The organism is Frankia torreyi, from assembly GCF_000948395.1.
GTDB lineage: Bacteria > Actinomycetota > Actinomycetes > Frankiales > Frankiaceae > Frankia > Frankia torreyi.
This window is the reverse complement of the sequence record NZ_JYFN01000002.1, coordinates 41182-64477: the sequence shown is the minus strand read 5'-3', so window position 1 is coordinate 64477 and position 23296 is coordinate 41182. Positions and strand designations below refer to the sequence as shown.

Annotated in this window: 19 protein-coding genes and 1 pseudogene; 11 read left to right on the top strand and 9 right to left on the bottom strand. The window is 73.0% G+C overall.

Going from position 1 to position 23296, the window contains the following annotated elements:
- Window positions 1–249: 249 nt before the first annotated feature.
- Window positions 250–1557, bottom strand: a complete 1308-nt coding sequence (locus FF36_RS01465) for an XdhC family protein (RefSeq protein WP_082121583.1) — start codon at window positions 1555–1557, stop codon at window positions 250–252.
- A 504-nt stretch (window positions 1558–2061) separates the two neighbouring features.
- Between FF36_RS01465 and FF36_RS01460 the strand changes: the two genes are divergently transcribed.
- Both FF36_RS01460 and FF36_RS01455 read left to right on the top strand, forming a co-directional pair.
- Window positions 2062–2826 (top strand): crotonase/enoyl-CoA hydratase family protein, encoded by a 765-nt coding sequence (locus FF36_RS01460; protein WP_044883110.1) that lies wholly within the window; start codon window positions 2062–2064, stop codon window positions 2824–2826.
- Between the two features lie 573 nt (window positions 2827–3399).
- A complete protein-coding gene (locus tag FF36_RS01455) occupies window positions 3400–4614 on the top strand; it encodes an ABC transporter substrate-binding protein (RefSeq protein ID WP_044883109.1) in 1215 nt (404 codons plus the stop codon).
- Between the two features lie 90 nt (window positions 4615–4704).
- On the opposite strand, the gene FF36_RS01450 is transcribed toward FF36_RS01455, so the two are convergent.
- Complete coding sequence (locus tag FF36_RS01450) at window positions 4705–5631, bottom strand: glycoside hydrolase family protein (RefSeq protein WP_044883108.1); 927 nt, start codon at window positions 5629–5631, stop codon at window positions 4705–4707.
- 237 nt (window positions 5632–5868) lie between these two features.
- Between FF36_RS01450 and FF36_RS01445 the strand changes: the two genes are divergently transcribed.
- Window positions 5869–6804: a sulfotransferase family protein gene (locus FF36_RS01445; RefSeq protein ID WP_044883270.1), complete on the top strand. Its 936-nt coding sequence runs from the start codon at window positions 5869–5871 to the stop codon at window positions 6802–6804.
- A gap of 102 nt (window positions 6805–6906) precedes the next feature.
- Here the strand turns inward: FF36_RS01445 and FF36_RS01440 are convergent, their stop codons facing one another.
- Together FF36_RS01440 and FF36_RS31335 are read right to left on the bottom strand one after the other, a co-directional pair.
- Window positions 6907–7299 carry a DUF2237 family protein gene (locus tag FF36_RS01440; RefSeq protein WP_044883107.1) on the bottom strand — a complete coding sequence of 131 codons (393 nt, stop codon included), beginning with the start codon at window positions 7297–7299 and terminating at the stop codon, window positions 6907–6909.
- A gap of 189 nt (window positions 7300–7488) precedes the next feature.
- On the bottom strand, window positions 7489–8325 hold the full coding sequence (locus FF36_RS31335) for a hypothetical protein (RefSeq protein ID WP_052680888.1): 837 nt from the start codon (window positions 8323–8325) through the stop codon (window positions 7489–7491).
- Between the two features lie 685 nt (window positions 8326–9010).
- Between FF36_RS31335 and FF36_RS01430 the strand changes: the two are divergent.
- Window positions 9011–9124 (top strand): annotated as a pseudogene (locus FF36_RS01430) (transposase); the annotation flags it as partial.
- Window positions 9125–9365: 241 nt separating this feature from the next.
- Here FF36_RS01430 and FF36_RS01425 read toward each other — a convergent pair.
- Entirely contained in the window at window positions 9366–11747 is a 2382-nt protein-coding gene (locus FF36_RS01425; RefSeq protein WP_242422229.1) for a HelD family protein, read from the bottom strand.
- Window positions 11748–12031: 284 nt separating this feature from the next.
- Between FF36_RS01425 and FF36_RS01420 the strand changes: the two genes are divergently transcribed.
- On the top strand, window positions 12032–12883 hold the full coding sequence (locus tag FF36_RS01420; protein ID WP_044883106.1) for an acetoacetate decarboxylase family protein: 852 nt from the start codon (window positions 12032–12034) through the stop codon (window positions 12881–12883).
- 16 nt (window positions 12884–12899) lie between these two features.
- On the opposite strand, the gene FF36_RS01415 is transcribed toward FF36_RS01420, so the two are convergent.
- From FF36_RS01415 to FF36_RS01405, 3 genes are all read right to left on the bottom strand, one after another.
- Window positions 12900–13715, bottom strand: a complete 816-nt coding sequence (locus FF36_RS01415; protein WP_095211951.1) for a TetR/AcrR family transcriptional regulator — start codon at window positions 13713–13715, stop codon at window positions 12900–12902.
- 17 nt (window positions 13716–13732) lie between these two features.
- Window positions 13733–15700 carry an APC family permease gene (locus FF36_RS01410; protein WP_044883265.1) on the bottom strand — a complete coding sequence of 656 codons (1968 nt, stop codon included), beginning with the start codon at window positions 15698–15700 and terminating at the stop codon, window positions 13733–13735.
- A 163-nt stretch (window positions 15701–15863) separates the two neighbouring features.
- Window positions 15864–16463, bottom strand: a complete 600-nt coding sequence (locus tag FF36_RS01405; protein ID WP_044883264.1) for a TetR/AcrR family transcriptional regulator — start codon at window positions 16461–16463, stop codon at window positions 15864–15866.
- A 210-nt stretch (window positions 16464–16673) separates the two neighbouring features.
- Here FF36_RS01405 and FF36_RS01400 point away from each other — a divergent pair, with 210 nt between their 5' ends.
- The 6 genes from FF36_RS01400 (at window position 16674) to FF36_RS01375 (ending at window position 21596) form a co-directional block, all read left to right on the top strand.
- On the top strand, window positions 16674–17738 hold the full coding sequence (locus FF36_RS01400; RefSeq protein WP_242417954.1) for an ABC transporter substrate-binding protein: 1065 nt from the start codon (window positions 16674–16676) through the stop codon (window positions 17736–17738).
- Window positions 17738–18676 (top strand): ABC transporter permease, encoded by a 939-nt coding sequence (locus tag FF36_RS01395; protein WP_044883105.1) that lies wholly within the window; start codon window positions 17738–17740, stop codon window positions 18674–18676. Before FF36_RS01400 ends, FF36_RS01395 begins: the two co-directional genes overlap by 1 nt.
- Window positions 18676–19479 carry an ABC transporter ATP-binding protein gene (locus tag FF36_RS01390; protein ID WP_044883104.1) on the top strand — a complete coding sequence of 268 codons (804 nt, stop codon included), beginning with the start codon at window positions 18676–18678 and terminating at the stop codon, window positions 19477–19479. The genes FF36_RS01395 and FF36_RS01390 overlap by 1 nt, the downstream gene beginning before the upstream one ends.
- Window positions 19476–20705 (top strand): alpha-hydroxy acid oxidase, encoded by a 1230-nt coding sequence (locus FF36_RS01385; protein ID WP_052680887.1) that lies wholly within the window; start codon window positions 19476–19478, stop codon window positions 20703–20705. Before FF36_RS01390 ends, FF36_RS01385 begins: the two co-directional genes overlap by 4 nt.
- Window positions 20702–21091: a RidA family protein gene (locus FF36_RS31330; RefSeq protein WP_052680886.1), complete on the top strand. Its 390-nt coding sequence runs from the start codon at window positions 20702–20704 to the stop codon at window positions 21089–21091. The genes FF36_RS01385 and FF36_RS31330 overlap by 4 nt, the downstream gene beginning before the upstream one ends.
- A gap of 91 nt (window positions 21092–21182) precedes the next feature.
- A complete protein-coding gene (locus tag FF36_RS01375) occupies window positions 21183–21596 on the top strand; it encodes a VOC family protein (protein WP_044883103.1) in 414 nt (137 codons plus the stop codon).
- An 804-nt stretch (window positions 21597–22400) separates the two neighbouring features.
- Here FF36_RS01375 and FF36_RS01365 read toward each other — a convergent pair.
- Window positions 22401–23162 carry an SDR family oxidoreductase gene (locus FF36_RS01365; RefSeq protein ID WP_044883102.1) on the bottom strand — a complete coding sequence of 254 codons (762 nt, stop codon included), beginning with the start codon at window positions 23160–23162 and terminating at the stop codon, window positions 22401–22403.
- Window positions 23163–23296: the final 134 nt, after the last annotated feature.

Below are 23296 nucleotides of genomic sequence, written 5' to 3'. Positions count from 1 at the left end.
GTCAGCCCGTCAGCCCGTCAGCCCGTCAGCCCGTCAGCCCGTCAGCCGAGTGTCGGCCATATTGAGGCCACATCATGCCGAGGCCTGTGTACGGTTTTTCGGCTAAAAACCGTACCTACCCCTCGGCACGATTCTGTGCATAGACGATCACAGAACGATACAAGGCAGGTGGTACGGCCAGCGAGCGCCCGAGCCTCGAGGCCACCAGGCACCCGAGCTCCGATCAGGCCCCACGGCCACGGCCCTCACTCAGCCGTCCGGTCTGGCCGGGGCGCTCGGTGCGTCCGCCGGATTCGGCGCGACCGGGTCCGCCGACGGCTCGGACGGCCCAGCCTGCTCGGACGGCCCAGCCTGCTCGGACGGCCCAGCCTGCTCGGACGGCCCAGCCTGCTCGGACGGCCCAGCCTGCTCGGACGGCTTGGACGGCTCGCCGGGGTCGGCGTGGATGCGACCGCGGGTGGCCCGCAGCGGGCGGCCGCTGCCACCCCAGCGACTCTGGATGATCTCCGCGGCGATCGAGACGGCCGTCTCCTCGGGCGTGCGCGAGCCCAGGTCCAGGCCGATCGGGGAGTGCAGCCGCGCGAGGTCGTCCTCGGCGACGCCGCTGGCACGCAGCCGACGCAGCCGGTCGGCGTGGGTGCGCCGCGACCCCATCGCGCCGACGTAGTGCGCCGGGGAGCGCAGCGCGGCGCGCAGCACCGGGATGTCGAACTTGGGATCGTGGGTGAGCACGCAGATCACCGTGCGAGCGTCGACCGCCGCACGGTCGAGGAAGGCCACCGGGCGTTCGCAGACGACCTCGTCGGCGTCGGGGAAGCGCCGCGCGGTGGCGAACACCGGCCGGGCGTCACACACCGTCACCCGGTAGCCGAGAAAGCGGCCCAACCGCACCACCGCGGCGGCGTAGTCGATCGCGCCGAAGACCAGCATCCGCGGCGGTGGGGCGAACGACTGGACGAACACGCCGATCGCGTCCGGCCGCCGCTGCCCCTGCGGCCCGTAACGGCGCAGCCCGCTGCGACCGGCCGCCAGCAGCCCGCGGGCATCGTCCACCGCGGCGACGTCGAGACCGGCGACCCCGGACGAACCCACGGTGCGATCGGGCCACACCGCCACCTGCCCACCCAACCTGCCTCCCCCGACGACGGTCAGCAGCGCCACCGCGTCGTCGGCGGCCAGCGCGGCGAGGACCGCGTCGAGCACGCCGCCCGCGCCCCGCGCGCCCGTGCCCGCGGACGGCCCGCGGGCCGGGTACGGGACGATGATCAGGTCAATGGTCCCGCCGCAGGTCAGGCCGACGGCGAAGGCGTCGTCGTCGGAGATGCCGTAGCTCTCCAGGACGGGCACGCCGGTGCGGATCGCCTCGGCCGCGGCCTCGTAGACCGCACCCTCGACGCAGCCGCCGGACACGCTGCCGACGACCTCCCCGCCGGCGGCGACGGCCATGGCGGCGCCGGGCTGGCGGGGCGCGCTGCCCTGCACCCCGACGACGGTCGCCACCGCGAACGCGCCGCCCTCGGCCCGCCATCGCCGCAGCGCGTCGGCGATCTCGCGCACCGGCGCCGCCCCTCTCCGCCGACGTTCCCTCTCTGCCGACGTCCCATCCCCGCCGACATCCCATCCTCGCCGACATCCCATCCTCGCCGACATCCCATCCTCGCCGACATCCCATCTTCGCCGACGTCCGATCCCCGCGGGCGGGGCGCCCCGTTCACGGGACTGGAACCGTCGCCACCCTCCAGCAACTCGGCGGGCCACCGCCGACGGGCCGCCGACCGGCGAGGATCACGGAGGACACCTGGCGGTACCCGGACCCGGCACAGACCCACGACCCGGCGCAGACCCACGACCCGGCGCAGACCCACGACCCGGCGCTGCTCGATCCGGCGGGACGGATTCGGGCGAGGGCGGTGGCGTGGGCGAGAACTCTCCTCTGCGGCGCGCTAGCGGTAGCGTTCGGCCACCGGGTATTGCGCGAAAACAGCCACGTCCGCGACGAGATCACCCGTATGCGGCGGCGCGGGCGCGCGTGGCTTACTGTCCGTCAACAAGGGAGCACGTATGTCCGACGAAGTTCTGGTCGAACACGCCGACGGGGTCACCGTCATCACGATCAACCGCCCGCAGGCGCGCAACGCCGTGAACAGCGCCGTGTCCGTGGGGGTCGCCGCCGCCCTCGACGAGTTCGAGGCCCGCAAGGACCTGACCGTGGCGATCATCACGGGCGCGGGCGGCACGTTCTGCTCGGGGATGGACCTCAAGGCGTTCCTGCGGGGCGAGAACGTCGTCGTCGAGGGCCGGGGCCTGGCCGGTATCACGCTGTCGCCGCCGCGTAAGCCGATCATCGCCGCCGTCGAGGGCTACGCCCTGGCCGGTGGGTGCGAGGTCGTGCTGGCCTGCGACCTCGTCGTCGCCGCCGAGAACGCCGCCTTCGGCATCCCGGAGGTCAAGCGCGGTCTCGTCGCCGGCGCCGGCGGCCTGCTGCGCCTGCCCAAGCGCATCCCCTACCAGGTCGCCCTGGAACTGGCGCTGACCGGAGACCAGCTCTCCGCCCCCGACGCCCACCGCTACGGCCTGGTCAACGTGCTGACCCCGGCCGGCGAGGCGCTGGCCGGCGCCCGGGCGCTCGCCGCCCGGATCGCGGCGAACGGCCCGCTGGCCGTCGCCGCCACCAAGGAGATCGTCGCCTCGGCGTCGGCCTGGCCGGCCGACGAGGCGTTCGACCGCCAGGCAAAGATCATGGAGCCGGTGTTCGCCTCCGCGGACGCCAAGGAGGGCGCGTTGGCGTTCGCCGAGAAGCGGGCGCCGGTCTGGCGCGGCGAGTGACCCTCGCCCGGCGAGGGGACTGACGGCACGCGGCGGCCGCGGGCGGACACTTCCTCACCCCGCGCGCGGTCGCCGCGCGCCGCGACGCGGCCGCCGCGCGCCGCGACGCGGCCGCCGCGCGCGGGCGCGCGGCCGACCCCGATTCTGGCCGTCCCTGATCTGATGCGGCCGCTGCGCGCGCGGGTAGTTTGGCCGGCCGGCGAGCCGGGCGGGCGGCCTGACGGCGAGCCGGGCCGGCGGAGGGCTGCCCAGTGTCACCACAGCGGCGGTGAGCGTGCCCGCCGGCGGGACGCTGGGCCCGCCGCACCTTACGCGCAGTTGCCGGCCGACACCCAGGCCCACCAGGCATAAGACCATAAAAGTGGGCTCGGTATTGTGCTCGGGTGTGGACATTTTACGGTAATGTCCGCGCCTCGGGCACGTGCCTGTTGTCACAGGCGGTGAACATCGCAGTCGTGGTTCCGGCCAGGCGCACCCTGCTGCCGACGAGATCGGAGTCCGCATGCACCGTTCGCTGATCGTCGCCCGTCATCGTCGATCGTCCACCGTCAGCCACCGAGGGGTTCGCCGCTTATGCGCCGCCACGTCCAGTTACGTCTCGCGACCGTCGCGCTCACCCTGACCGCGGCCACTGCCACGGGTTGCGCCAGCGGCGCGGCGGGCGCCGCCGGCGACTGCGACGCACCCGGGGTGACCAAGAACGCGATCCACATCGGCGTCGTCTACCCGGACACCGGCGCGGTGTCGGGGCCGTTGCAGGCGGCCCGCGCCGGCATCGACGCCCGGCTCGGCGCGATCAACGCCAAGGGCGGCGTCAACGGCCGGAAGATCTTCTACGACTGGCGGGACGACCAGGGCACGCCGGCGGCCAACGCGATCGCCGCGCGTGACCTCATCGAGCACCAGCAGGTCTTCGGCCTCATCGAGTCCACGATCGCGGCCAGCGGCAGCGCCCAGTACCTCAACGACCAGAGCGTCCCCGTCACGGGGCTGGCCGCCGAGGGCATCTGGTCGAAGTACCGCAACATGTTCTCGTTCTCCTACACCACCGGCGCCCCCGTGGACACCTACGGCACGTTCGTGAAGTCCCGCGGGGGCAGCCGGTCGGTGCTGCTGCAGACCGCGCTGTCCGGCGGCGTCTCCGACGTGGGCACCAAGCTCGTCCAGAGCATGACGGCGGCCGGCGTCAGCGACGGCGGGACCGTCAGCTACACCCCCGGCGCGGACAACCCGGCGGCGGTCGCCCAGCGCGTCGTCGACAGCGGCGCCGACACGCTGCTCGCCATCACCGACACCGACGCCCTCGTCCAGGTTCTCGCGCAGCTGCGCGCCGCCGGGCACGCACCCAAGGTCGTCATGGCCGTCAACGGGTACGACGCCGGGCTGCTCAAGCGGTACGGCGCCGGGATGGCGGGGGTGACGGTGCCGCTGTTCTACCGCCCGTTCGAGTCCGGTGGGCCGGCGATCGCCGCCTACGTCGACGCGATGAACCGCTACGCCCCGCAGATCGACCAGCCGCAGCAGGACATCCCGCTGATGTCCTACATCCAGACGGACATGTTCGTCCGCGGGCTGGAGGAGGCCGGCGACTGCCCGACCCGGCAGGGCTTCATCGACGGGCTGCGCGCGGTGACGAACTACGACGCCGAGGGCCTCATCCAGCCCATCGACATCGCCCACGGCCAGGGCCGCCAGACCACCTGCTACGCCTTCGTGCAGGTCAACGATGCCGGCACCGCGTTCGACGTCGTCAAGGAGCAGCTCTGCGGCAAGGAGATCACCTCCTGAGCCGGCCCTGATCCGCGTCCCCGGGGGTGGAGGCGACCGCGTCCGCCCCCGGGGACGACCGGCACCCGGCGACGCGTGACGAGCCGCGGCTCAGGGCGCCGGGTGCAGCTCCGTGCGCAGCTCGTGGCTGCCGTCGGGCAGGGCGGCCTCGTAGTACAACCGGTGGGCGCCGTCGGGCAGGGGCACGACGCTGACGTAGCGCAGCGCGCCGTCGCCGTCCGGGGAGAAGGCGACCGGCTCGGTGCCGACGGCGTGGAAGCGGTCGGGGGTGATGCCGACGGCGAGGCCGGTGTGCTCGGCCCAGTTCTGCGCGGCGCTGGCCCGCCCGTCGTAGTAGGCCACCGGCTGGGTGCCGCCGGTGAGCACGGAGGTGATCCGCACGCCGCGGGCGTCCCAGTGGCCCGGGCGGGGGGCGAGCGCCGTCCCGGTCCAGGTCCAGTGGACGCCGTCGGGGCTGGTGGCGTGCCGGCTGTCCATCCGGTCGGTGGCGGCCGGGTCGTCGAGCAGGTGGCAGGACGCCCACAGCTGCCACCGCCCGTCGAGTAGGGCGACGACCGGGTCCTTCACGGCGAGGGTCGCCGGGTCGCCGGGCAGCACGGTGCGCCGCCGATGCGGGTCGAAGGCGGCCGGGGAGTCGGCCTCGAGCAGGTCCACCCACCAGTGCGGGCTGCCCGGGGCGGCGCAGCTGACGTAGAGCCGCCACGACCCCTGCGGGGTCACCGCCAGTGCGGGCCGCTCCAGGCTCTCCGCGCCAAACGGGTCCCGGGGGATGCCGGCGATCTGCGTGAACGTCTCCCCGTCGGTGGAGCGGGCGATGACCAGTCCGAAGCCGCGGCCGGCACCGACCGGGCGGCGCAGCCGGTAGGCCAGGTAGAACACGCCGTCGGCCAGCACGGCGCAGGGCGCGCCGGCCCAGAAGCCGGGGCCGTGCCCGGGGGCGGGCGCCACCGTCGTCGCGGGCTGCCGACCGGGCAGGGGGATGGTCTCGGACGCCGTGTGCTGCTGGCTGATTGCCACCGCGCAACCCTACCGTTCCGCTACACGGGGAGGCTTGCGAAGTGGGCCCCGCCAGGGCCGTTACGCGGTTAGCATCCTGATTTCACCGGTCGGGTTACTCGGCTATGCCAGTGGGGATGGCCTCTCGCGGCTGGCCTTTCGACCGGCGCCGCCGGGTGCCCGCGGATCGGTTGACGCCGATCCCTGTCCGTGCGGATCGGCCGCGGCCGATCCCCCGTCCGTCAGGAGCGACCGCCGATGGCCCTGCCCGACTTCCTCGTCCTCGGCGTGCCCAAGGCCGGCACGACCGCGCTGCACGCCGCGCTGTCGCGCCATCCCGGGCTGTTCCTGCCGCAGGTCAAGGAGCCGAAGTTCTTCCTGTCCGAGGGCCCGCCGCCGGCCCGCGGCGGGCCCGGCGACGCCCAGACCTACCAGGAGCACGTGTGGCGCCGCCGCGACTACGAGGCGCTGTTCGCCCCCGCGCCGGCAGGGACGCTCACCGGCGAGGCCACCCCGTTCTATCTGTACGACCTCGACGCGCAGAACCGGATCCGCCGCCTGCTGCCAAAGGTGCGGATCATCGTGCTGCTGCGTAATCCGGTCGACCGCGCCCACTCCAACTGGACGCATCTGTGGGCCGCCGGGTTGGAGAGCGAACGGGACTTCGTCCGCGCCTGTGCGCTGGAGGAGCAGCGCCGCGACGCCGGCTGGGCGCAGTTCTGGCACTATGTGTCCCTCGGTCGCTACGGCGAGCAGCTCGCCCACCTGTTCGGCCTGTTCTCCCGCGACCAGGTGCTGCTGCTGCGCTACCGGGACCTGCGCGACTCCCCCGCCGCCACACTGGACCGCGTCTGCGAGTTCCTCGGCGTCGAGACCGGCCTCGTCGGCCTCGTGCCGTCGGAGAACGTCACCCCGTTCGTCGCCGACACCCCGGTGAACACGGCGCTGCGCGCGGTGCTGCGGACCGGCGGCCGCGTCGGCCACCACTTCCCCGTGCCGGTGCGCCGCGTGGTGCGCGACCCGCTGCTGTCCGCGCTGCAACGCCAGAAGGGCGGCCGGCCGAAACTGACCCCGGAGCAGCGCCGCGCGGTGCTGCCCTACTTCGTCGACGACATCGCCCGGCTGGAGGAGCTCACCGGGCTGGTCTACCGCGACTGGCTCACCGTCGGCCTCGAACCCGAGGTGATCGACTGACCGGACCGCGCAGGGGCCAGCCCCGCGAACGCGGAGTCGGCCCCGCGCACCCGGGATCGGCCCGGCGAACGGGGATCGGGGATCGGCCCGGCGAAGCCGGGATCAGCTCAGCGAACGCGGGTCCGCGGGGACGTCGACGGCGTGGGCGCGCAGTGCCTCCAGGGGGATGACCTCCAGCGCCCGCTCGTGGGTGGAGGCGAGCACGACCGGAGCGGCGGCCCCGGCGTCGTAGGCCTGCAGCCAGCGGACGGCGACGACGCACCACCGGTCCCCGGGGCGCAGGCCGGGGAAGGAGTACTCCGGCCGGGGCGTCGACAGGTCGTTGCCGACCTGCCGTTGATGACGCAGGAAGTCGGCCGTCACCACCGCGCACACGGTGTGGCTCCCAAGATCCTCCGGACCGGTGCTGCAGCACCCGTCGCGGTAGAACCCGGTCACCGGATCGGTGCCGCACGGTTCGAGCTCGCCACCGAGAACGTTGCGCTCCTCTGCCACCCGCCCATTTTCTCCTACCCGCGCCGCGGCCACACGGTGTCCCGCCAGATCGGGCCAGCCGGGCCCCGGTGACGACCGGCAGGTCCGCCCGAACGGGGGGCCGCGCTGGCCGCAGGCCGACGGCCGACGGCCGACAGCCGCAGGCCGGCGGCCGGCGGCCCCTGTCCCACCTCGTCCTGGCAGGCAGAGCTACGGACGGCCGGCGATGTTGTTTGACCAGACCGCTATGTGTCCCGGCGCGTAGGCGACCAGATTGCGGTCGTCCTGAAGACTCAGAACAGTGTCCCGTCGACCTGTTCCCGTCGACCAGACGGCGCGGTTACCGGGAGCGACGACCACGAAGTTCCCGTCGTCCTGCGCCAGCAGGATGGCCTCGGGCGTACCTGTCCCGCTCGCCCACACCGCACGACCACCTGGAATGTACTCGACCAGATTGCCGTCGGCCTGCATGGAGAGATAGTTGAGGCCATTGGGGGAAAAGATCTTGTCCCCCGGTGCCAGCCGATTTCCGTGGACGAGATCGGTCGTCCGGTAGTTTCCCCAGTAGCCGGCGTCGTCTGTTTCGTAGTCCACGTTGAGGGCGATGCGCGGCGCAGTGCCGAGCTCGCTCTTCATGGCATGGGACTCGTCGCCGAAGACGCACCACGCCGGATCACTGCCACCATGCGAGACGCATGATGCCTGCTCTTTCGGGCTCGTCTTCTTTGCCCAATGCCCCCGCTGGAAGTTCAGGTAGATCTCGGAGTAGTCCTTGGTCGGTCCCACCTCGATCAGATGGATCTTCGTGAAGTAGTCCACGTTGGACTTGAGATCAGCGGCATTCGAGGTGCCGACCGTCAGTACACGAGGGTTTCCGTCGAACGCCTCGGTGTCGAGATAGGCGTGCGGTAGATTTGAATCCCAGCCACGATACCCCCCGGCCTTGTTGAGGCCGCCATACGCCTCGACGTCAACCTCCAACGCACTGGATCCGGTGCATGCGAGGGCGGAGATATCACTGTCGGAGAATCGGAAGTCGACGGTCACCAGGTACTCATGTGATCCGCTCGAACCTGATTTCAGATAGGTCTGTCGAACCTTCCCTCCACCCGGGTGCCAGTTTCCGCACTTTCCGGCCGCCATCGCGACTCCAGGAAAAACCATTAACGTTGCGAACAGGACGGCCAGAAACGCGACCGAGGAGTATCTCTTCATCTGTCCCCCGTATTCGATTCGCGCTCCCCAGGGATGCGCATCGCCGGCCGAAAATATGTGCGGACCTAGTCCCGATACAAGAGATTGGGCCGCAGTGGTTAGCAGGTAGCACGATTTGCCGCAAACGTCCGGCCACGGTTTTTCCCTCGATGAGCGCCGAACCGGCCTTCGGCAACAGCGCGTGGCCATGGCCGCGATGCCGTCCCGCCGGCTCGACCACCGATGGCTGGAGACGAGGCGAGTTCCTACGATGACGCGATCGGCGCCCAGGGGTCTGGGAGCGCCATGGCCGCCGAGCCGTTCGATTTCGGTGCGCTGCCGGGTGTCACCGCGCCGGTGGCTTCGCCTGCCGGGTTGGTGGCGAGGCCCATCGGCCAAGTGCCGGCCTCCGCCATCCCCGGCCGACCTGCGGAGAGAGGTCGACCTGTGTCATGCGCGATCAGCTGCTTGAGGCGGTTCCCGTTCTTCGGACAGTGATCCCGGTGTGGGCTCATTGATCCCTTGACGGAGGAGATCAATGACCCGGTCGCGGAGGCGGTTCACGCCCGAGAACAAGGACGAGGCCGTGAAACTCGTCATCGATTCGGGTCGACCGGTATCGGCGATCGCGAAAGATCTCGACATCAACGAGTGTGCAATGACGTGCCGTGACGGCAGTTGCCCACTGGCCTGTATCCGGGGTGACTTGCTGACAGCGGCTGCGACATGGGCTGGCGGGGTCTGGCGACACCTGCCCGAGCGGCAGCTGGCCGAGCGGCAGCTGGCCGAGCGGCAGCTGGCCGAAATCTCGATCATCGCGTGACGCGGAGCGCCGCACGGCAACCACTTTGCGTCGCTGCAAAGAGGTCGCGGGGTCAGCCGGCCTCACCTGCTCATTCGTCGGCCACCAGCGTCTGGTCACTCCGGGGTAGGCACGCCTCGCGGATGACCGGCGCAATGGGGTCGCGATCTGCCACTGGCAGCCTGATGGGAACGTGGGTGCGCAGGGCCGCGGGTAGCGGGTCGGCGTGGACGACGGTGAGGTCGCTGACGGCTCGGGTGAGCACGACGTACAGGCGGCGAAGGCCCAGGCGGGGATGGGGTTCGCCGGCGACGATCGCCGCCGGTTCCACGGCGATCACCTGGTCGAACTCCAGGCCCTTCGCCAGGGAGGCGGGCACGAGGCAGGCCCGCGACGGCGTCCCGTCGACGCCGAGCACGTCGACGGGCAGGTCGGCGGCGCGCAGGGCTTCGGCGAGGGCGGGGAGGTCGGCGTCGGCGGCGATGACCGCGAACGAGCCGCTGGCGGTCCGGACGCGGGCGACCTGGGCGGTGACGGTGGCGGCCACGTCCGCGGTGGGCAGCAGCGTCAGGGCGCCGGGGGTGGTGCGGGCCGAGGTGGGCGTGGTCAGTTCGGCGGCGATGTGGGGTAGCAGGCGGCCGGCGAAGCCGAGGATCTCCGCGGGGACCCGGTAACCGCGGGTGAGGACCTCCAGGTGGGCGTCGGGCCGGCCGAGGTGGGTCAGCTGGGCCGCCCAGGAGGTGGCCGCCCACGGGGTGGTGCCCTGGGCGAGGTCCCCGAGGACGGTCAGGGAGCCGTCGGCACAGCGTCGCGCCAGGGCCCGGCACTGTAGCGGGGAGAGGTCCTGCGCCTCGTCGACGATCACATGGCCGAAGCCGGGAGTGCCCTCGATGAGGTCGCGGGCCTCGTCGATGCAGAACACGTCGGCGGGTGACCAGCGGGCCGTGCGGGCGCCGCCGGGTGGTGCGGCGGCGAGCAGCGTCGCCTGCTCGTCGGCGTCGAGGACGCCGTCTGCGGCGCGGGCGAGCAGGGGCGGGTCGGTGAGCAGGCGGCGGACCAGGGTGGCCGCGTCCACCTTCGGCCAGGCGGCCTCGACGGCGCCCTGGACCGTCCGGCTGCGGGCGAGGGTGCGGACCGCGCCGTCGGTGAGGTAGTGCCCGCTCGCCTCGGCGCGCACGCGGACGGCGTTCACCAGTCGGCCGGCGAGCCGTTCGCGTCCGGTGGCGTAGCGGAAGGTGCCGGCGGCCAGGCCGGCGGCGGCGTCGGCGAACAGGCCGGCGACCTCCTCCTCCCCGACGGTCCACCGGCCGGTCCTGGTCACGACGGCGACTGGCCCGGTCGGGGGGTGCAGCCCGTCGTGCAGGGCGCGGCGCAGCACCGTCGCCATCCGGGCGTCGCCCTTGAGGGTGGCCGCGTCGAGCGTGTCCGCGCCGGCGACGGTGACGTCGTCGACGAGGTCCGCCAGCGTGCTGTGGCGGACGGTGAACTCGCCGAGCGCCGGCAGGACGGCGGCGATGTAGCCGAGGAACGCCCGGTTCGGCCCGACGACGAGCACCCCGGCCCGCGCGAGCCGCTCCCGATGGGCGAACAGCAGGTAGGCGGCCCGGTGCAGACCGACGGCGGTCTTGCCCGTCCCGGGCGCCCCTTGGACGCACAGGCTCACCGACAGCTCGGCCCGGACGATCTCGTCCTGCTCGGGCTGGATCGTGGCGACGATGTCACGCATCGGCCCGGACCGCGGCCGCTCGATCTCCCGCTCGAGCAGCCCCCCAGCCGCCACCACCGCCGTCCGCGCCCCGCCCTTGTCGCCATGGTCGCCGCCATCGGCGTCGGGGGTGCCGTCGCCGTAGCCGTCGGGGGCGGCGTCGCCGGTGGAGCGGACGGGGCGGGAGAGGAACTCGTCTTCGAAGGCGGTGAGCTCGGCGCCGTCGTGGCCGAAGCGCCGCCGGCGCAGCACGCCCATCGGGTCGCCGCGATGAGCCCGGTAGAAGGGTCTGGCGACGTCCGTTCTCCAGTCGACGACCAGCGGATCGTCGCCGGCCGCCTCCCGCACATGCCGACGCCCGAGGTAGAACCGCCGGCCCGCGACACCGGGCACCTCGGTCGCTCCCCATCGGCCGGAGGCGTCTGGTTCACCGGATGCGGCGGGTCCGCCGGATGCGGCGGGTCCGCCGGATGCGGCGGGTCCGCCGGATCCACCGGTTGCTGCGGGTCCACCGGTTGCTGCGGGTCCACCGTCTGAGTCGGGTGCATAGTCCAAGCGGGCGAAGAACAGCGGTGCGGTCCCGTCACCGTCGGCGAGGCCGGCGATGCGACGCTGCCTGGCGATCCGCAGATAGGCGATCGTCACCTTGTCGTCAACCGGGTCGCCCCCTGCGACCTGGGTGTTCTCGGCCTCGGCCCGCATGCCCGCGAGCGCCGCGTGGCCCCGCCGCAGGTAAGCCCGCTCCCCCGCCAGCTCAGCCTCGCCCACCGGGCCGGTTTCGCCCACCGGGCCGGTTTCGCCTGCCGGGTCGGGTCTCGTCACGACATCAGGCTCTGTCTCGTCATCTAGTCCGACGCCCCGACTTCCAGTCCCCACCACGACCCCTTTCTTAACCCGGTAAAGGATACGTGACGGTCGAAGTACCCTCGGCGGCCGAGCGGACGCCGACCGTGACTCCTGTCCGCGCGCCGGGCCGGTGCCGTGCCGGTGCCTCAGTGCGGCCGACAGGCAAGACTGCGGTGGAGGGGACGGCGGGGCGGGGAGGCACGCGGATGGCGCGAACGGTGCGGGCCGGCACATGGCGCATCCACGACCAGCTGATCGGCCTGCCGGTCACGATCGCGGATGCGCGGGCCGCCATCGCCGTCTACCGGGCCGATCCCGATGCAGCGCGCGGGGTGCTGGCGGGCGCCGGCCTGACGCCGTGGACCGTCGGGGGCCGAGCCATCAGCGTGCTGTTCGTCGTCCACTACGGGCCCTGGGTGCTCGGAAGCTACGACGAGGTGGGGATCGGGGTCGTCGTGCGGGGCCCGCGTCGGCGGCGCGGCGTGCACCTCGTTGACCTGCCGGTGACCGAGTCGTTCACCCGCGACGCCGGCCGGGCGATCTGGTCGCTGCCGAAGTGGCTCATGTCCGCCAAGGTGGATCTCACCGACCGCGCGGCGTCGATCCTGATCGAGACCGCGCCCGAACCATCCACCCCGCCGCGCCCCCTCCCGACTATGCGGAGGGACGAAACGGACACGAAGGCCTCGGGCTCGGGATACGCGGTCAAGCTCGACGGAGACGGCGGCCGGTTCGTCTTGCGGGCCCGGCTGGGGGTGGATGGTGTGCGAGTGCCGTTCCCGGTGCGCGTCCGCATTCCGCTGTGGTGCGTGCTGCCGGACGGCCCGCGGCCGGGGGTCCTGCTGCGCGGGGTGATGCCGCTGCGGCTGGGCGGGATTCGGTTCGGCCGTGGCCGGGCTCAGGTGGAGGTGGGCAATCATCCGATGTCCGAGCGGATGGCCGCCCTCGGGATGACCGACCGCCCCCTGCTGACCGGGACAGCACCCCGACTGCGCGGCAAGCTCGGGGACTTCACCGCCGCCGACATCGTCCATCGCAGTCCACGCCGGGGTCGATGACGGCCTCGCCCGCGGATCAGGCGTAGTCAGGCAGGGCGCGGCTCAGGGCGTCGAAGGCTCTCCGGGTGGCCGTGACCGCCGCCGGATGACGCGCGGCCGCGTTCTCACCGGCGCGCAGCCGCGCCCAGTTCTCCCGGGCAAGGACGCGCTGCACCGCGATGATCTGGGCGGCGGCGAGCGCCGCAGCGAGGTCCCCGGGCGCCGGCACTGCCCCGACGACGTCACCGAACGCCGACGCGGCACCGGGTAGATCATCGGCCGGCAGCGCGACCTCGGCGAGGGCGGCGGCGAGGGCTTGCTCGTCGCCGGCGGTGTACTGGGCGACGCGGCCGAGCAGGCTCGGGGTGGCGAAGACGAGCCCGTGGAAGGCGAGCACCTCGGGGTCGTCGTTGAGGCCGGTGACGGGTTCGCGGCGGTCGAGGCCGGCGAGCAGGTGGGACTCCAGGGCGGCCAGCGGCGTCACGCCGGCCGCCCTGGCGCGTACCACCCGGGCAGCCTCGCCGCGGTGGTCGAGGATGCGGTGCAGGATGAGGTCTTCCTTGGCAGGGAAGTAGGCGAACAGGGTCGGTTTGGACACCCCGGCCGCCGCCGCGATCTCGGCGACGGAGACGGCGTCGAAGCCCCGTTCGAGGAACAGGGTGATCGCCGCCGCGGACAGCGCGTCATGGATGCGCCGCCGGCGCCGCGCTCGCAGCCCCGTCTGCTCGCCCGCGCCCAGCCCGGCCGGCCCAGCGTCGCCCAGCCCGGCCGACCCGCCCGCGCCCGACCCGCCCGCGCCCGGCCCGGCAGGCCCACCCGTGTACGGCCCGGTGGGTTCGTCCGGGCCCGACATCGGCATCGGCCGCGGGGTCAGGCCACGTGGACAAAGGGACGGCGGTCGGGGTCGGGTTCGGCTTCGCGCAGGACCTCGCGGGTGACGGTGGCGACCTCGCCGGCGCCGAAGAACAGGAAACGCAGGAAGTTCACGATCGGGTTGCCCTCGCTCCACTCGAAGTACACGTTCGGTCGCATGCCCGTGGTGTCGCGCAGGTGCAGCAGCAGCGCGGCGATCGCGTTGGGCACGGACGTGCTGGTCAGGCGCAGGATCCGGTAGCCGTGGCGGTCCTCGCCGCAGACGTCGAGCTCGCCTTCGAACTCGGAGGAGTCCGGGATGCTGACCTCGAGGAACAGCAGCGGGACGTCGTCGGGCACGAACAGCTCCTGACGGGCCTTGCGGACCTTGTCGGCGTACTCGGCGGCGTCGCCGGCGTCGAGCTCGTTGGCGACCAGGTGCAGCGAGCCGGCCTCGGCGGACTCGCGCACCCACCGCTCGGCGAGGGGATCCAGGCGCACCCCGGTGACGCGCAGCTCGAACGAGCGCGCGACCCGGGAGGAGAACGACACGACAATGATCGCGATGATGAAGATCGAGCCGATGATGAGCCCGTCGGGCCGTTCGATGATGTTCGCGATGGTCGTGTAGACGAACACGACCGCGATGGCGCCGAACGCGATCGCCAGCCGGCGCCGGCCGCGGCGCAGGGTGGACAGCGTCACCGCGAGCGCCGCCGAGGTGATCAGGACGAGCACGCCGGTGGCGTAGGCGCCGCCCTGCTTGTCGACGCTGGCCCGGAAGACGATCGTGACGACGAAGCCGATGAGCGTGAACACGATGACCAGCGGTCGCACGGCGCGCGCCCAGGTCGGCGCCATCCCGTAGCGGGGCAGGTAGCGCGGGACGAGGTTGAGCAGGCCGGCCATGGCCGAGGCGCCGGCGAACCAGAGGATCAGGATGGTGCTGACGTCGTAGACGGTGCCGAAGGCGGCGCCGAGCTGTTGGTGGGCCAGGTAGGCCAGGGCGCGCCCGTTGGCCGGCCCGCCGGGTTCGAACTCCTTCTCCGGGATGAGCAGCGTCGTGCTCAGGCTGCTGGTGATGAGGAACACCGCCATGATCGCCGCGGCGGTGGTCAGCAGCGTGCGGGCGCCGCGGATGCGGCCGACCGGATTGGCCTCGGTGTCGCCCGGGTCACCGCGGACCAGCGGCATCACCGCGACCCCGGTCTCGAAGCCGGACAGGCCCAGCGCCAGCTTCGGGAAGACGATCAGCGCGAAGCCGACCAGGGCGAGCGGGTCGGGATGTTCGTTGACGAGCAGTGCGTGCCAGTCGCTGAACAGGTGCGGATGGCTCACGATCTTGATCAGCGCGTCGACGATGACGACCGCGTTGAGGCTCAGGTAGATCACGACGAGCACGACGGCGATGCCGACGGCCTCGGTGAACCCGCGTAGGAACACCCCGCCGAGCAGGGCGAGCAGCACGAGGGTGACGGCGACCTGGTGGCCGTGCAGCGCGTGCGGCGCGTACGGGTTCTCCAGGATGTGGGCGGTGGCGTCGGCGCCGGACAGGGTGATCGTGATGAGGAAGTCGGTGCAGGCGAAGCCGAGCAGCACCAGGACGAGGACCTTGCCCTTCCACCAGGACAGCTCCTTCTCCAGCATGGCGATGGAGCCCTCGCCGTGCGGGCTGTCCCGGGCGACCTGCCGGTAGACCGGCAGCGCCCCGGCGAGGGTCACCAGCACCAGCACCGCCGTCGCGATCGGGCTGACCGCCCCGGCGGCGAGCGCGGCGATGCCCGGCTGGTAGCCGAGGGTGGAGAAGTAGTCGACGCCGGTCAGGCACATCACCCGCCACCACGGGTGCAGACGGTGCTCCTCGGCGGGCTGGGCGTGCGGGCCGGAGTGCTGCTGGGCCTGCTCGGCGCCGGCCAGCAGCCACCGCCGCAGCCGCCGCGGGCCGGCCGGGCACCGCGCCGGTTCGGCTTCGGTCGTCGAGGTCACGGAGCAGAACACCTTCCAGCCAAGGGGGGCATGCCGAGCATCCTCCCCCGCGCGCCCGGCCGGCACGCGCCCCCGGCTCGCCCGGGCGCGCTGCGGCGCCCCGTCCCCGGGCGCCCTGCGGCGCGACGCTCCGGGCGGACCGCGGCCCCCGCCCCGGGCGGGCTCAGGTGGCGGTGCCGCCGAGGGCGGACAGGACGCTGCGGCCGAGGACGCGGGCCAGGCGCTGCAGCGGCCAGCCCTTGGACTCGCGCAGGTCGACGATCACCCGCTCGTCGAACATCGTGATCCAGACGAGCACGGCGTACTCGACGTCCTGGTCGGGAAGCTCCCCGTGCTCGATGAGGTCGCGCACGATCGGCTCGAGGGCGGCGTAGAGCGCGCCGGTGGGCTCGTCACCGAGGTGGACGCGCTCGAGGAACCCCCGCCAGCTGCGGATGTGCACCGCCGCCGGGCCCCAGTCCGCGGCCTGCTCGGCCCACCGTTCGCAGGCGGCGTCGAAGCGCCGGCGCGGGGTCCAGGTGGGCGGCACCGACTGCAGCCGGTCGGTGAGCCGGCCGGTGAGCTGCAGCAGGAACTCGCGGTGCGCGTCGTGGATCGACTCGAAGTGCCGGTAGGCGGTGGCGGTGGCCACACCGCCGCGGCGGGCGAGTTCGGGCAGGCCGAAGGTGGGGCCGGACTCGGCGAGCAGCTCGCCTACCGCGGCCAGCAGCCGGTCGCGGGTCTCCTGGGTGTCCCGCCGCAGTCCCGGTCTCGGACCCGCCATCCGCTCCCCCTCGCCGCCACCGGTGCGCACCGCCGTCGATGCGCACCGGCATCAATGTTAACCCATAACCTGGGAAGTTAATCTCATGTTTCGCGCCTTGACAGTCATCCGGGCCGACCTCAAGACTCTGGCAACACGCGAAAATCTTCCCATGTCCGCGAGAAGATCGCCAAATCAATCCCTTTCCCCGCTCCCCGAAAGCGATGTCACATGGCCGTTACCACATTGACACCCGGGCCCCACGCCCACGGCCGACGCGGCGGACGCGTTCTCGCGCCGGCCGTCGCCTCCTGCCTGGCCGCGGCGATCTCCCTGGCAGCCTGCGGATCCTCCGGCGGCGACGGCTCCCCCGCGGGCACGGGCGCCGGCGCCTCCTCCGCCGCCACCGCGAAGACGGTGCACGTGGGCGTGCTCCAGCTCGCCAGCGCGACCGTCATCGACCAGACCGTGGCCGCCTTCGAGCAGGAACTGAAAACGAAACTCGCCCCCCGTCCGGTCAGTTTCGACGTGAAGAACGCCCAGGGTGACCAGAGCCTCATCACCAGCATCTCCCGGAGCTTCGCCCAGTCGGACTCCGACGGCGTCGCCGTCATCGGCACCCCCGCCGTGGTCGCCCTGGCGCAGCAGACGCAGGAAAAGCCCATCTTCGCCCTGGCGATGGGCGACCCGGTCGGCGCGAAGGTCGCGCAGAGTCTCGACCGGCCCGGGAAGAACGTCACCGGCAGCGTCGACTACGTCGATCCGGCCGTGCTGCTGCAGTCGATCATGAAGATCACGCCGGCCCCGAAGCGCCTCGGGACGATCTACGACCCGTCCAACCAGAACATGCAGGTCTGGATCAAGGCGTTGCGCGCCGCGGTGGCGAAGTACCCCGGGGTGAGCGTGGTGGAGTCGACGATCTCCGGCGCCCAGGACGTGCCCAGCGCCGCGCGCAGCCTCACCGGGCGGGTCGACGCCGAGCTCATCGGCCCCGACGCCACCGTGCTGGCCGCGCTGCCCGTCGTCGGTTCGGCCGCGGCCGGCGGGCGGCTGCCGGTCTACGTCGTCGGCGGGGACGCCACCGTCGCGGGCATCCTGGCCAGCATCGGACCGGACTATCCGACGCTCGGCCGCCTGGCCGCCGACTCCGCCGCGAAGGTGCTGACGGGCACGCCCGCCGCCGAGGTCGCCTTCGGCCAGCCGTCGGGCGTCGGGTTCACCGTCCAGAAGGCCACCATGACCAAACTCGGGATCACCCTGCCGGCGGACCTGCTGAGCGCGGCGACGGTGCAGTGATGATCCAGGTCCTGCTGGACATGCTGGTCACCGGCCTGCCGCTGGTGCCGGTGTTCCTCGGCATCTACACCGTCTTCCGGCTGCGCGCGGACTTCGACCTCACCGTCGAGGGCAGCTTCGTCACCGGCGGCGCGGTGTGCGCCCTCACGCTGGTGCACGGCTGGCCGAGCTGGCTCGCCCTGCTGGCGGGGACGGCCGGCGCGGCCGCCGCCGGCGCCGTCACGGCGCTGATCCACCTGCTGCTGCGGGTTCCGGTGCTGCTCGCCGGCCTGGTGATGAGCATCGGGCTGTTCAGCGTGAACCTGCACGTGCTCGACACCCCCACGCTGAGCCTCGGCACGCAGGGCACGCTGTTCAGCGGCTTCGGTTCGCTGTCCGGCCGGCAGGCCGACCTGGCCACCTCCGGGGTGATGGCCGGGGTCGTCGCCGTGGTGCTCGTCGCGTTCGGCCTGTTCCTGCGCACCGAGCTGGGCCTGGCGCTGCGGGCCACCGGCGTCAACGCGCGGATGGCCCGCAGCCAGGGTGTCAACGACCGCCGGCTGACCGTGCTGGCGCTCGTGCTCGCCAACGGCCTGGCCGGACTCGGGGCGAGCCTCAGCGTGCAGTACCAGGGCTACGCCGACGTCAACATGGGCGCGGGCACCTTCGTCGCCGGGGTCGGCGCGGTGCTGCTCGGCGAGCTGTTCGTCCGCCCGTCGGGGTCGAAGCTGCTGCGCATCGTCGGCTGTGTGCTGGTCGGCACGCTGGCCTACCGGCTGGTCCTGGTCGGTGCGCTGCGGGTGGGGCTGCCCGCGGGCGACCTGCGGGGGGTCACGGCGCTGACGCTGCTCGTGGCGATCGCGGCCGAACGCTACCTCGGTGCGCTCGGCGGCCTCGCCCGCACGCTCGCCCACACCACCCGCTCGGCCAGCGCCGCCGTCCGGCAGGAGGCCGCCTGATGCTCCGGTTGGACGACATCGACCTGATCTACAACGCCGGCCGGGTCGACGAGGTGGTGGCGCTGCGCAGTCTCAGCGTCACCTTCGAACGCGGGCAGTTCGTGACCGTCGTCGGCACGAACGGCGCCGGGAAGTCGAGCCTGATCCAGACGATCTCGGGTGCGGCCCGCCCGACCCGCGGCCGGGTCCACCTCGACGGCCGCGACGTCACCCGGCTGCCCGACCACCGCCGCGCCGGCTGGATCGCCCGGGTCTTCGACGATCCCCGGGCGGGCACCGCGCCGGAGCTGTCCATCGAGGACAACCTGGCGCTGGCGATGGCCCGCGGGCGCAGGCGCGGGCTGCGGTTCGCCGTGACCGCCCGCCGGCGCGCCGTCATGCGCGAGCACGTCGCCGGTCTGGGTCTCGGGTTGGAGAACCGGCTCGCCGACCGCGTCGGGCTGCTCTCGGCGGGCCAGCGCCAGAGCCTGACGATGGTGATGGCCGCCCTGAGCGCCCCGTCGGTGCTGCTCCTCGACGAGCACCTGGCGGCGTTGGACCCGGGGACGACCGCCACCGTGCTCGCGCTGACCACCGAGCTGGTGCGCGAGCTGGGCGCCACCACGGTCATGGTCACCCACAACATGGATCACGCGCTCGCCCTGGGCGACCGGCTGCTGGTGATGAGCCGGGGCCGGGTGATCGCGGACTACGACGGAACGGAGAAGTCCGAGATGACGGTAGGCGGCCTGATCGACCGGATCACCGGCGCCGGCGACGCGCTGAGCGACCGCAGCGCGCTGATCGAGAAGGTGGCGTCATGACGACCGCGGCGGGAGTCGGCCAGACGGAGGTCGGGCCGGACGGAACCGGGCCGGCGGGGATCGGGCCGGCGGGGATCGGGCCGGCCGGAACCGAGTCTGCGGGGGCCCGGTCGGACGGCGTCGGGTCGGCGCAGGCCGAGAGGGGCGATCCGATCGCGGGGCGGTTTCCGACGCTGACGGAGATCCGCGCGGCGGCGCAGGCGGTGCTGCCCCGCGACGTGTGGGACTTCCTCGCCGGCGGCGCCGGGCAGGAGACGACGCTGCGGGCCAACCGCGACGCGTTCGCGGGCTGGCAGTTCCGCCCCCGGGTCATGAGCGGCCACCCGGTGCCCTCCACCGCCACCACCGTGCTCGGCCTGCCGATGCGTCTGCCGGTCCTGACGGCGCCGTTCGGCACCGACGGGTTCTTCGACACCGACGGCCACCTCGCCGTGGCCCGGGCGAACGCCCGGTGCGGGACGTTGAGCATCGTTCCCGAGGCAGGCACCCACTCGATCGAGAGCGTCGCCCAGGCCGCCCCGGCGGCGGCGCGCGTGGCGCAGGTGCACCCCATGGGCACCGAACGCAACTTCGTGCGCATGCTGGAGCGCATCGAACGCGCCGGCTACGCGGCCGTGTGCGTGACCGTCGACTGCCCGACCGCCGGGTGGCGCGAGCGCAACCTGCGCAACCGTTTCACCGTCGACCTGCGGATGATCACCGGTAACTACCCGCCGGGCGGCGACGTCGCGGCCCAGGACGTCTTCGGCCAGCTCTTCGCCCGCGACGAACCCGTCTGGACCTGGGACCGGCTGGCCCGGCTGATGCGCCACACCGACCTGCCGTGGATCGCGAAGGGCATCCTCACCGCGCAGGACACCCGCGCCGCCATCGACGCCGGCGCCGCCGCCGTGCTCGTGTCCAACCACGGCGGGCGCCAGCTCGACGGCACGCCCGCCGCGCTCGACCAGCTCCCCGAGGTCGTCGCGGCCGCCGACGGCCGCGCCGAGGTCCTGCTCGACAGCGGGGTGCGCTGCGGCACGGACGTCGTGAAGGCCCTCGCCCTCGGGGCGCGCGCCGTGGTCATCGGCCGGCTGGCCGCCGCCGGTCTGGCCGCGGGCGGCGAGGCCGGGGTGGCCCGCGTCCTGGCCCTGCTGCACGAGGAGATGGTCACCGTGCTGACCCTGCTCGGGCACGGGTCGGTCACCGAACTGACCCCCGCGGCCCTCCAGCGGAGCCGGCCGTGATCACGAGGGTGCCCGGTCAGCTTCCGTCGATCTCGGGCGCCACCGGCCACGGCGAGCTCGTCGTCACCTCCGGCGTGATCTGCCCCGACCTGCTGCGCCCCGGCCTGACGCCGGCCACCACCCCCGACGTCCGCCAGCAGATCGACGGCGCCCTGGGAGCGCTGGGCGAGGTCCTGCGCGCGGCCGGCAGCGGCCTGCACTACGCGCTGCGGGTGGAGGCGTTCCTGGCCCGTCCGGCGGACTTCCCGCTGTGGGACAGCGCCTTCGCCGCGGCCTGGCCTGTGCACCCCCCTGCCCGGACCACCCTGGTGACCGGTTTCGCGCTGCCCGTCGTGCTCGTCGAGCTCCAGGCGATCGCCGTGCGCGCACCCGCGGCGGCGCCGTAGCGGCGACCACGGGGCGCCGCGGGGGGGCGACGGTGGACCCCGGTGTCCGGCTGCGGCGGCACGCGGGCGCCGGCGGGGGAAGACTGGCCGGATGGAGGTTCTCAGCAGTCGGATTCTCATCAGGCCGGTCGACCCGGGGCGCAGTCGCCGCTTCTATCGCGACATCCTGGGGCTGGCGATCTACCGGGAGTTCGGGCCGCCGGACGATCCCGGCCTGGTGTTCTTCCTCGGGCAGAGCCTGCTGGAGGTCTCCGGCCGCGCCGAGGAGCCGGCCGGCGGCGGCGCGGGGCGGGTGCGCCTGTGGCTGCAGGTGCGCGACCTCGCCGCCGAGCACCGCCGGCTCGCCGCCGCGGGGGTGCCGATCGTCCGCGACCCGCAGCGGGAACCGTGGGGGCTCGACGAGATGTGGATCGAGGACCCGGACGGCATCCCCATCGTGGTCGTCGAGATCCCACCCGACCACCCGCTGCGCCGCGACCAGCGTGGGGCGCGGACCGAGCTCTGAGCGCGCCCCCGACGAGCGGGCGCGCCGCCCCCAGGTCAGACCGGACCCTGGCGGCGCTCCTCAGGCGTCGTGGCACTCTCCGGTGGCTCGGAACCGGGCCCTTCACCTGGCGCCCAGACCGTCCGGTCCACCAGGCCGTGAGGACAGCGTCCGGAACCGTCCTTGGACGACGCCCGGACACCCCGGACGCCAGCGAGTGCCGCGCCGCGGGCCCGGCGGCACTTCCGGCAGGCAGTGACAGAGATCATCGGCACGATCCTGTCCACGCCGGTGTCCTCGCTCACTTCGTCACCCGCCCACCGCCACTGCACGCCGTGCACTTCGTGACAGCATTTCCAGCGAACCGGCCGTCCTCATCGACCTCCTGCCGGCCCGTCTCCACCTCGCCCTTCCCGTCGCAGGCGGAACACGTGCCGAACTCGACCGGCTGGTCCCCGGTGTTGCCGCCGGCCTTCCGCCTGTCCGGATCGCTGTCGTCCCGGACCACGGGCGGCTTACCACCACGCTTCGTGCCCCCACGGCCCGACGACGCGCCACCGTCGGTGTTGCCCCTTTTGTTCCACACCATCGGCTGCTCTCCGTCCACCCCCGGTGTCGTACCGTATCGACGGTAACCCCGGACAGCGCAAAGCCGGAACGAGCCAGTCGGAACTGTCACCGAACCCCAGGAGGCAGCTCGCGGCGAGCCGGGGCCGGAGCGTCCGCTCATCCTGAGATGAAGGTCAGGCCGGCGTCGCCAGATCCCCGGAGTCGCCAGATCCCCGGAGAGGGTGCGGTCCCGCGGCGGCGAGCGGGGCGCTCTGGCTAGCGGCCGGCTGCGGCGCCGGTGACGGCCCGCCAGTCCTCGAAGCGGGTCCGGGCGAGCAGGGCGTCCGGCCCGGGGAGCAGGGTGTGCTCGTCCAGGCGGGCGCCGAAGTAGCGGGCCTGCGGGTCGGTCACCACCGGACGGGGGTCGCCGCGGCCGGCGAGGTGCTGGCGGACGAGCTCGTCGAGGCGGAACCGCTGCGGGCCGGCGACCTCGACGGTGCCGTCCACCGGCGCGCCGGCCGCGGTGACGCCGACCGCCGCGGCGACGTCGTCGGCGGCGATCGGCTGGAACGGCGCCGGCGCCAGGCGGACCGTGCCGCCGACGGTGGCGGCGTCGGCGATACCGCCGACGAACTCGAAGAACTGCGTCGCCTGGATGATCGAGTACGGCAGGCTCCCCTGCCCGATCAGCTCCTCCTGGGCGATCTTGGCCCGGAAGTAGCCGCTCTCGGCCAGCCGCCGGGTGCCCACCACCGACAGCGCGACCAGGTGCCCGACGCCGGCGGCGGTCGCGGCGGCGAGGATGTTCGCCGTCGACGTCCGGAAGAACTCCAGCACGGCCTGATCGTCGAACGACGGCGAGTTGGACACGTCGACGACGACGTCGGCGCCGGTGAGCGCCTCGGCGAGCCCGTCGCCGGTCAGGGTGTCGACGCCGGAGCTCGGCGAGGCGACGACCGCGGTGTGCCCGTGCCCGATCAGCCGGCGCACGAGCTTCGCGCCGATGAGGCCTGTCCCGCCGATGACGACGATCTGCACGGTGTCTCCCCTTCGGGTTCGGGCGGGAGGGACGACCCGCCACGCGGGTGAGGACGAGGCGGCCCGCCGATCCGTGACACGCGGCGACGGCCCCGACACTACTCACCAGTGTGCAACACGCAGCGTGTTCCGGT

What these genes read in the sequence shown, in the direction of transcription:
- FF36_RS01405 (WP_044883264.1), bottom strand. Translation starts at nt 16,463, where the DNA reads ATGGCGGGTCCGAGACCGGGACTGCGGCGGGACACCCAGGAGACCCGC.
- FF36_RS01400 (WP_242417954.1), top strand. Translation starts at nt 16,674, where the DNA reads ATGGCCGTTACCACATTGACACCCGGGCCCCACGCCCACGGCCGACGC.
- FF36_RS01445 (WP_044883270.1), top strand. Translation starts at nt 5,869, where the DNA reads ATGGCCCTGCCCGACTTCCTCGTCCTCGGCGTGCCCAAGGCCGGCACG.
- FF36_RS01385 (WP_052680887.1), top strand. Translation starts at nt 19,476, where the DNA reads ATGACGACCGCGGCGGGAGTCGGCCAGACGGAGGTCGGGCCGGACGGA.
- FF36_RS01395 (WP_044883105.1), top strand. Translation starts at nt 17,738, where the DNA reads ATGATCCAGGTCCTGCTGGACATGCTGGTCACCGGCCTGCCGCTGGTG.
- FF36_RS01455 (WP_044883109.1), top strand. Translation starts at nt 3,400, where the DNA reads ATGCGCCGCCACGTCCAGTTACGTCTCGCGACCGTCGCGCTCACCCTG.
- FF36_RS01390 (WP_044883104.1), top strand. Translation starts at nt 18,676, where the DNA reads ATGCTCCGGTTGGACGACATCGACCTGATCTACAACGCCGGCCGGGTC.
- FF36_RS01460 (WP_044883110.1), top strand. Translation starts at nt 2,062, where the DNA reads ATGTCCGACGAAGTTCTGGTCGAACACGCCGACGGGGTCACCGTCATC.
- FF36_RS01415 (WP_095211951.1), bottom strand. Translation starts at nt 13,715, where the DNA reads ATGTCGGGCCCGGACGAACCCACCGGGCCGTACACGGGTGGGCCTGCC.
- FF36_RS01375 (WP_044883103.1), top strand. Translation starts at nt 21,183, where the DNA reads ATGGAGGTTCTCAGCAGTCGGATTCTCATCAGGCCGGTCGACCCGGGG.
- FF36_RS01420 (WP_044883106.1), top strand. Translation starts at nt 12,032, where the DNA reads ATGGCGCGAACGGTGCGGGCCGGCACATGGCGCATCCACGACCAGCTG.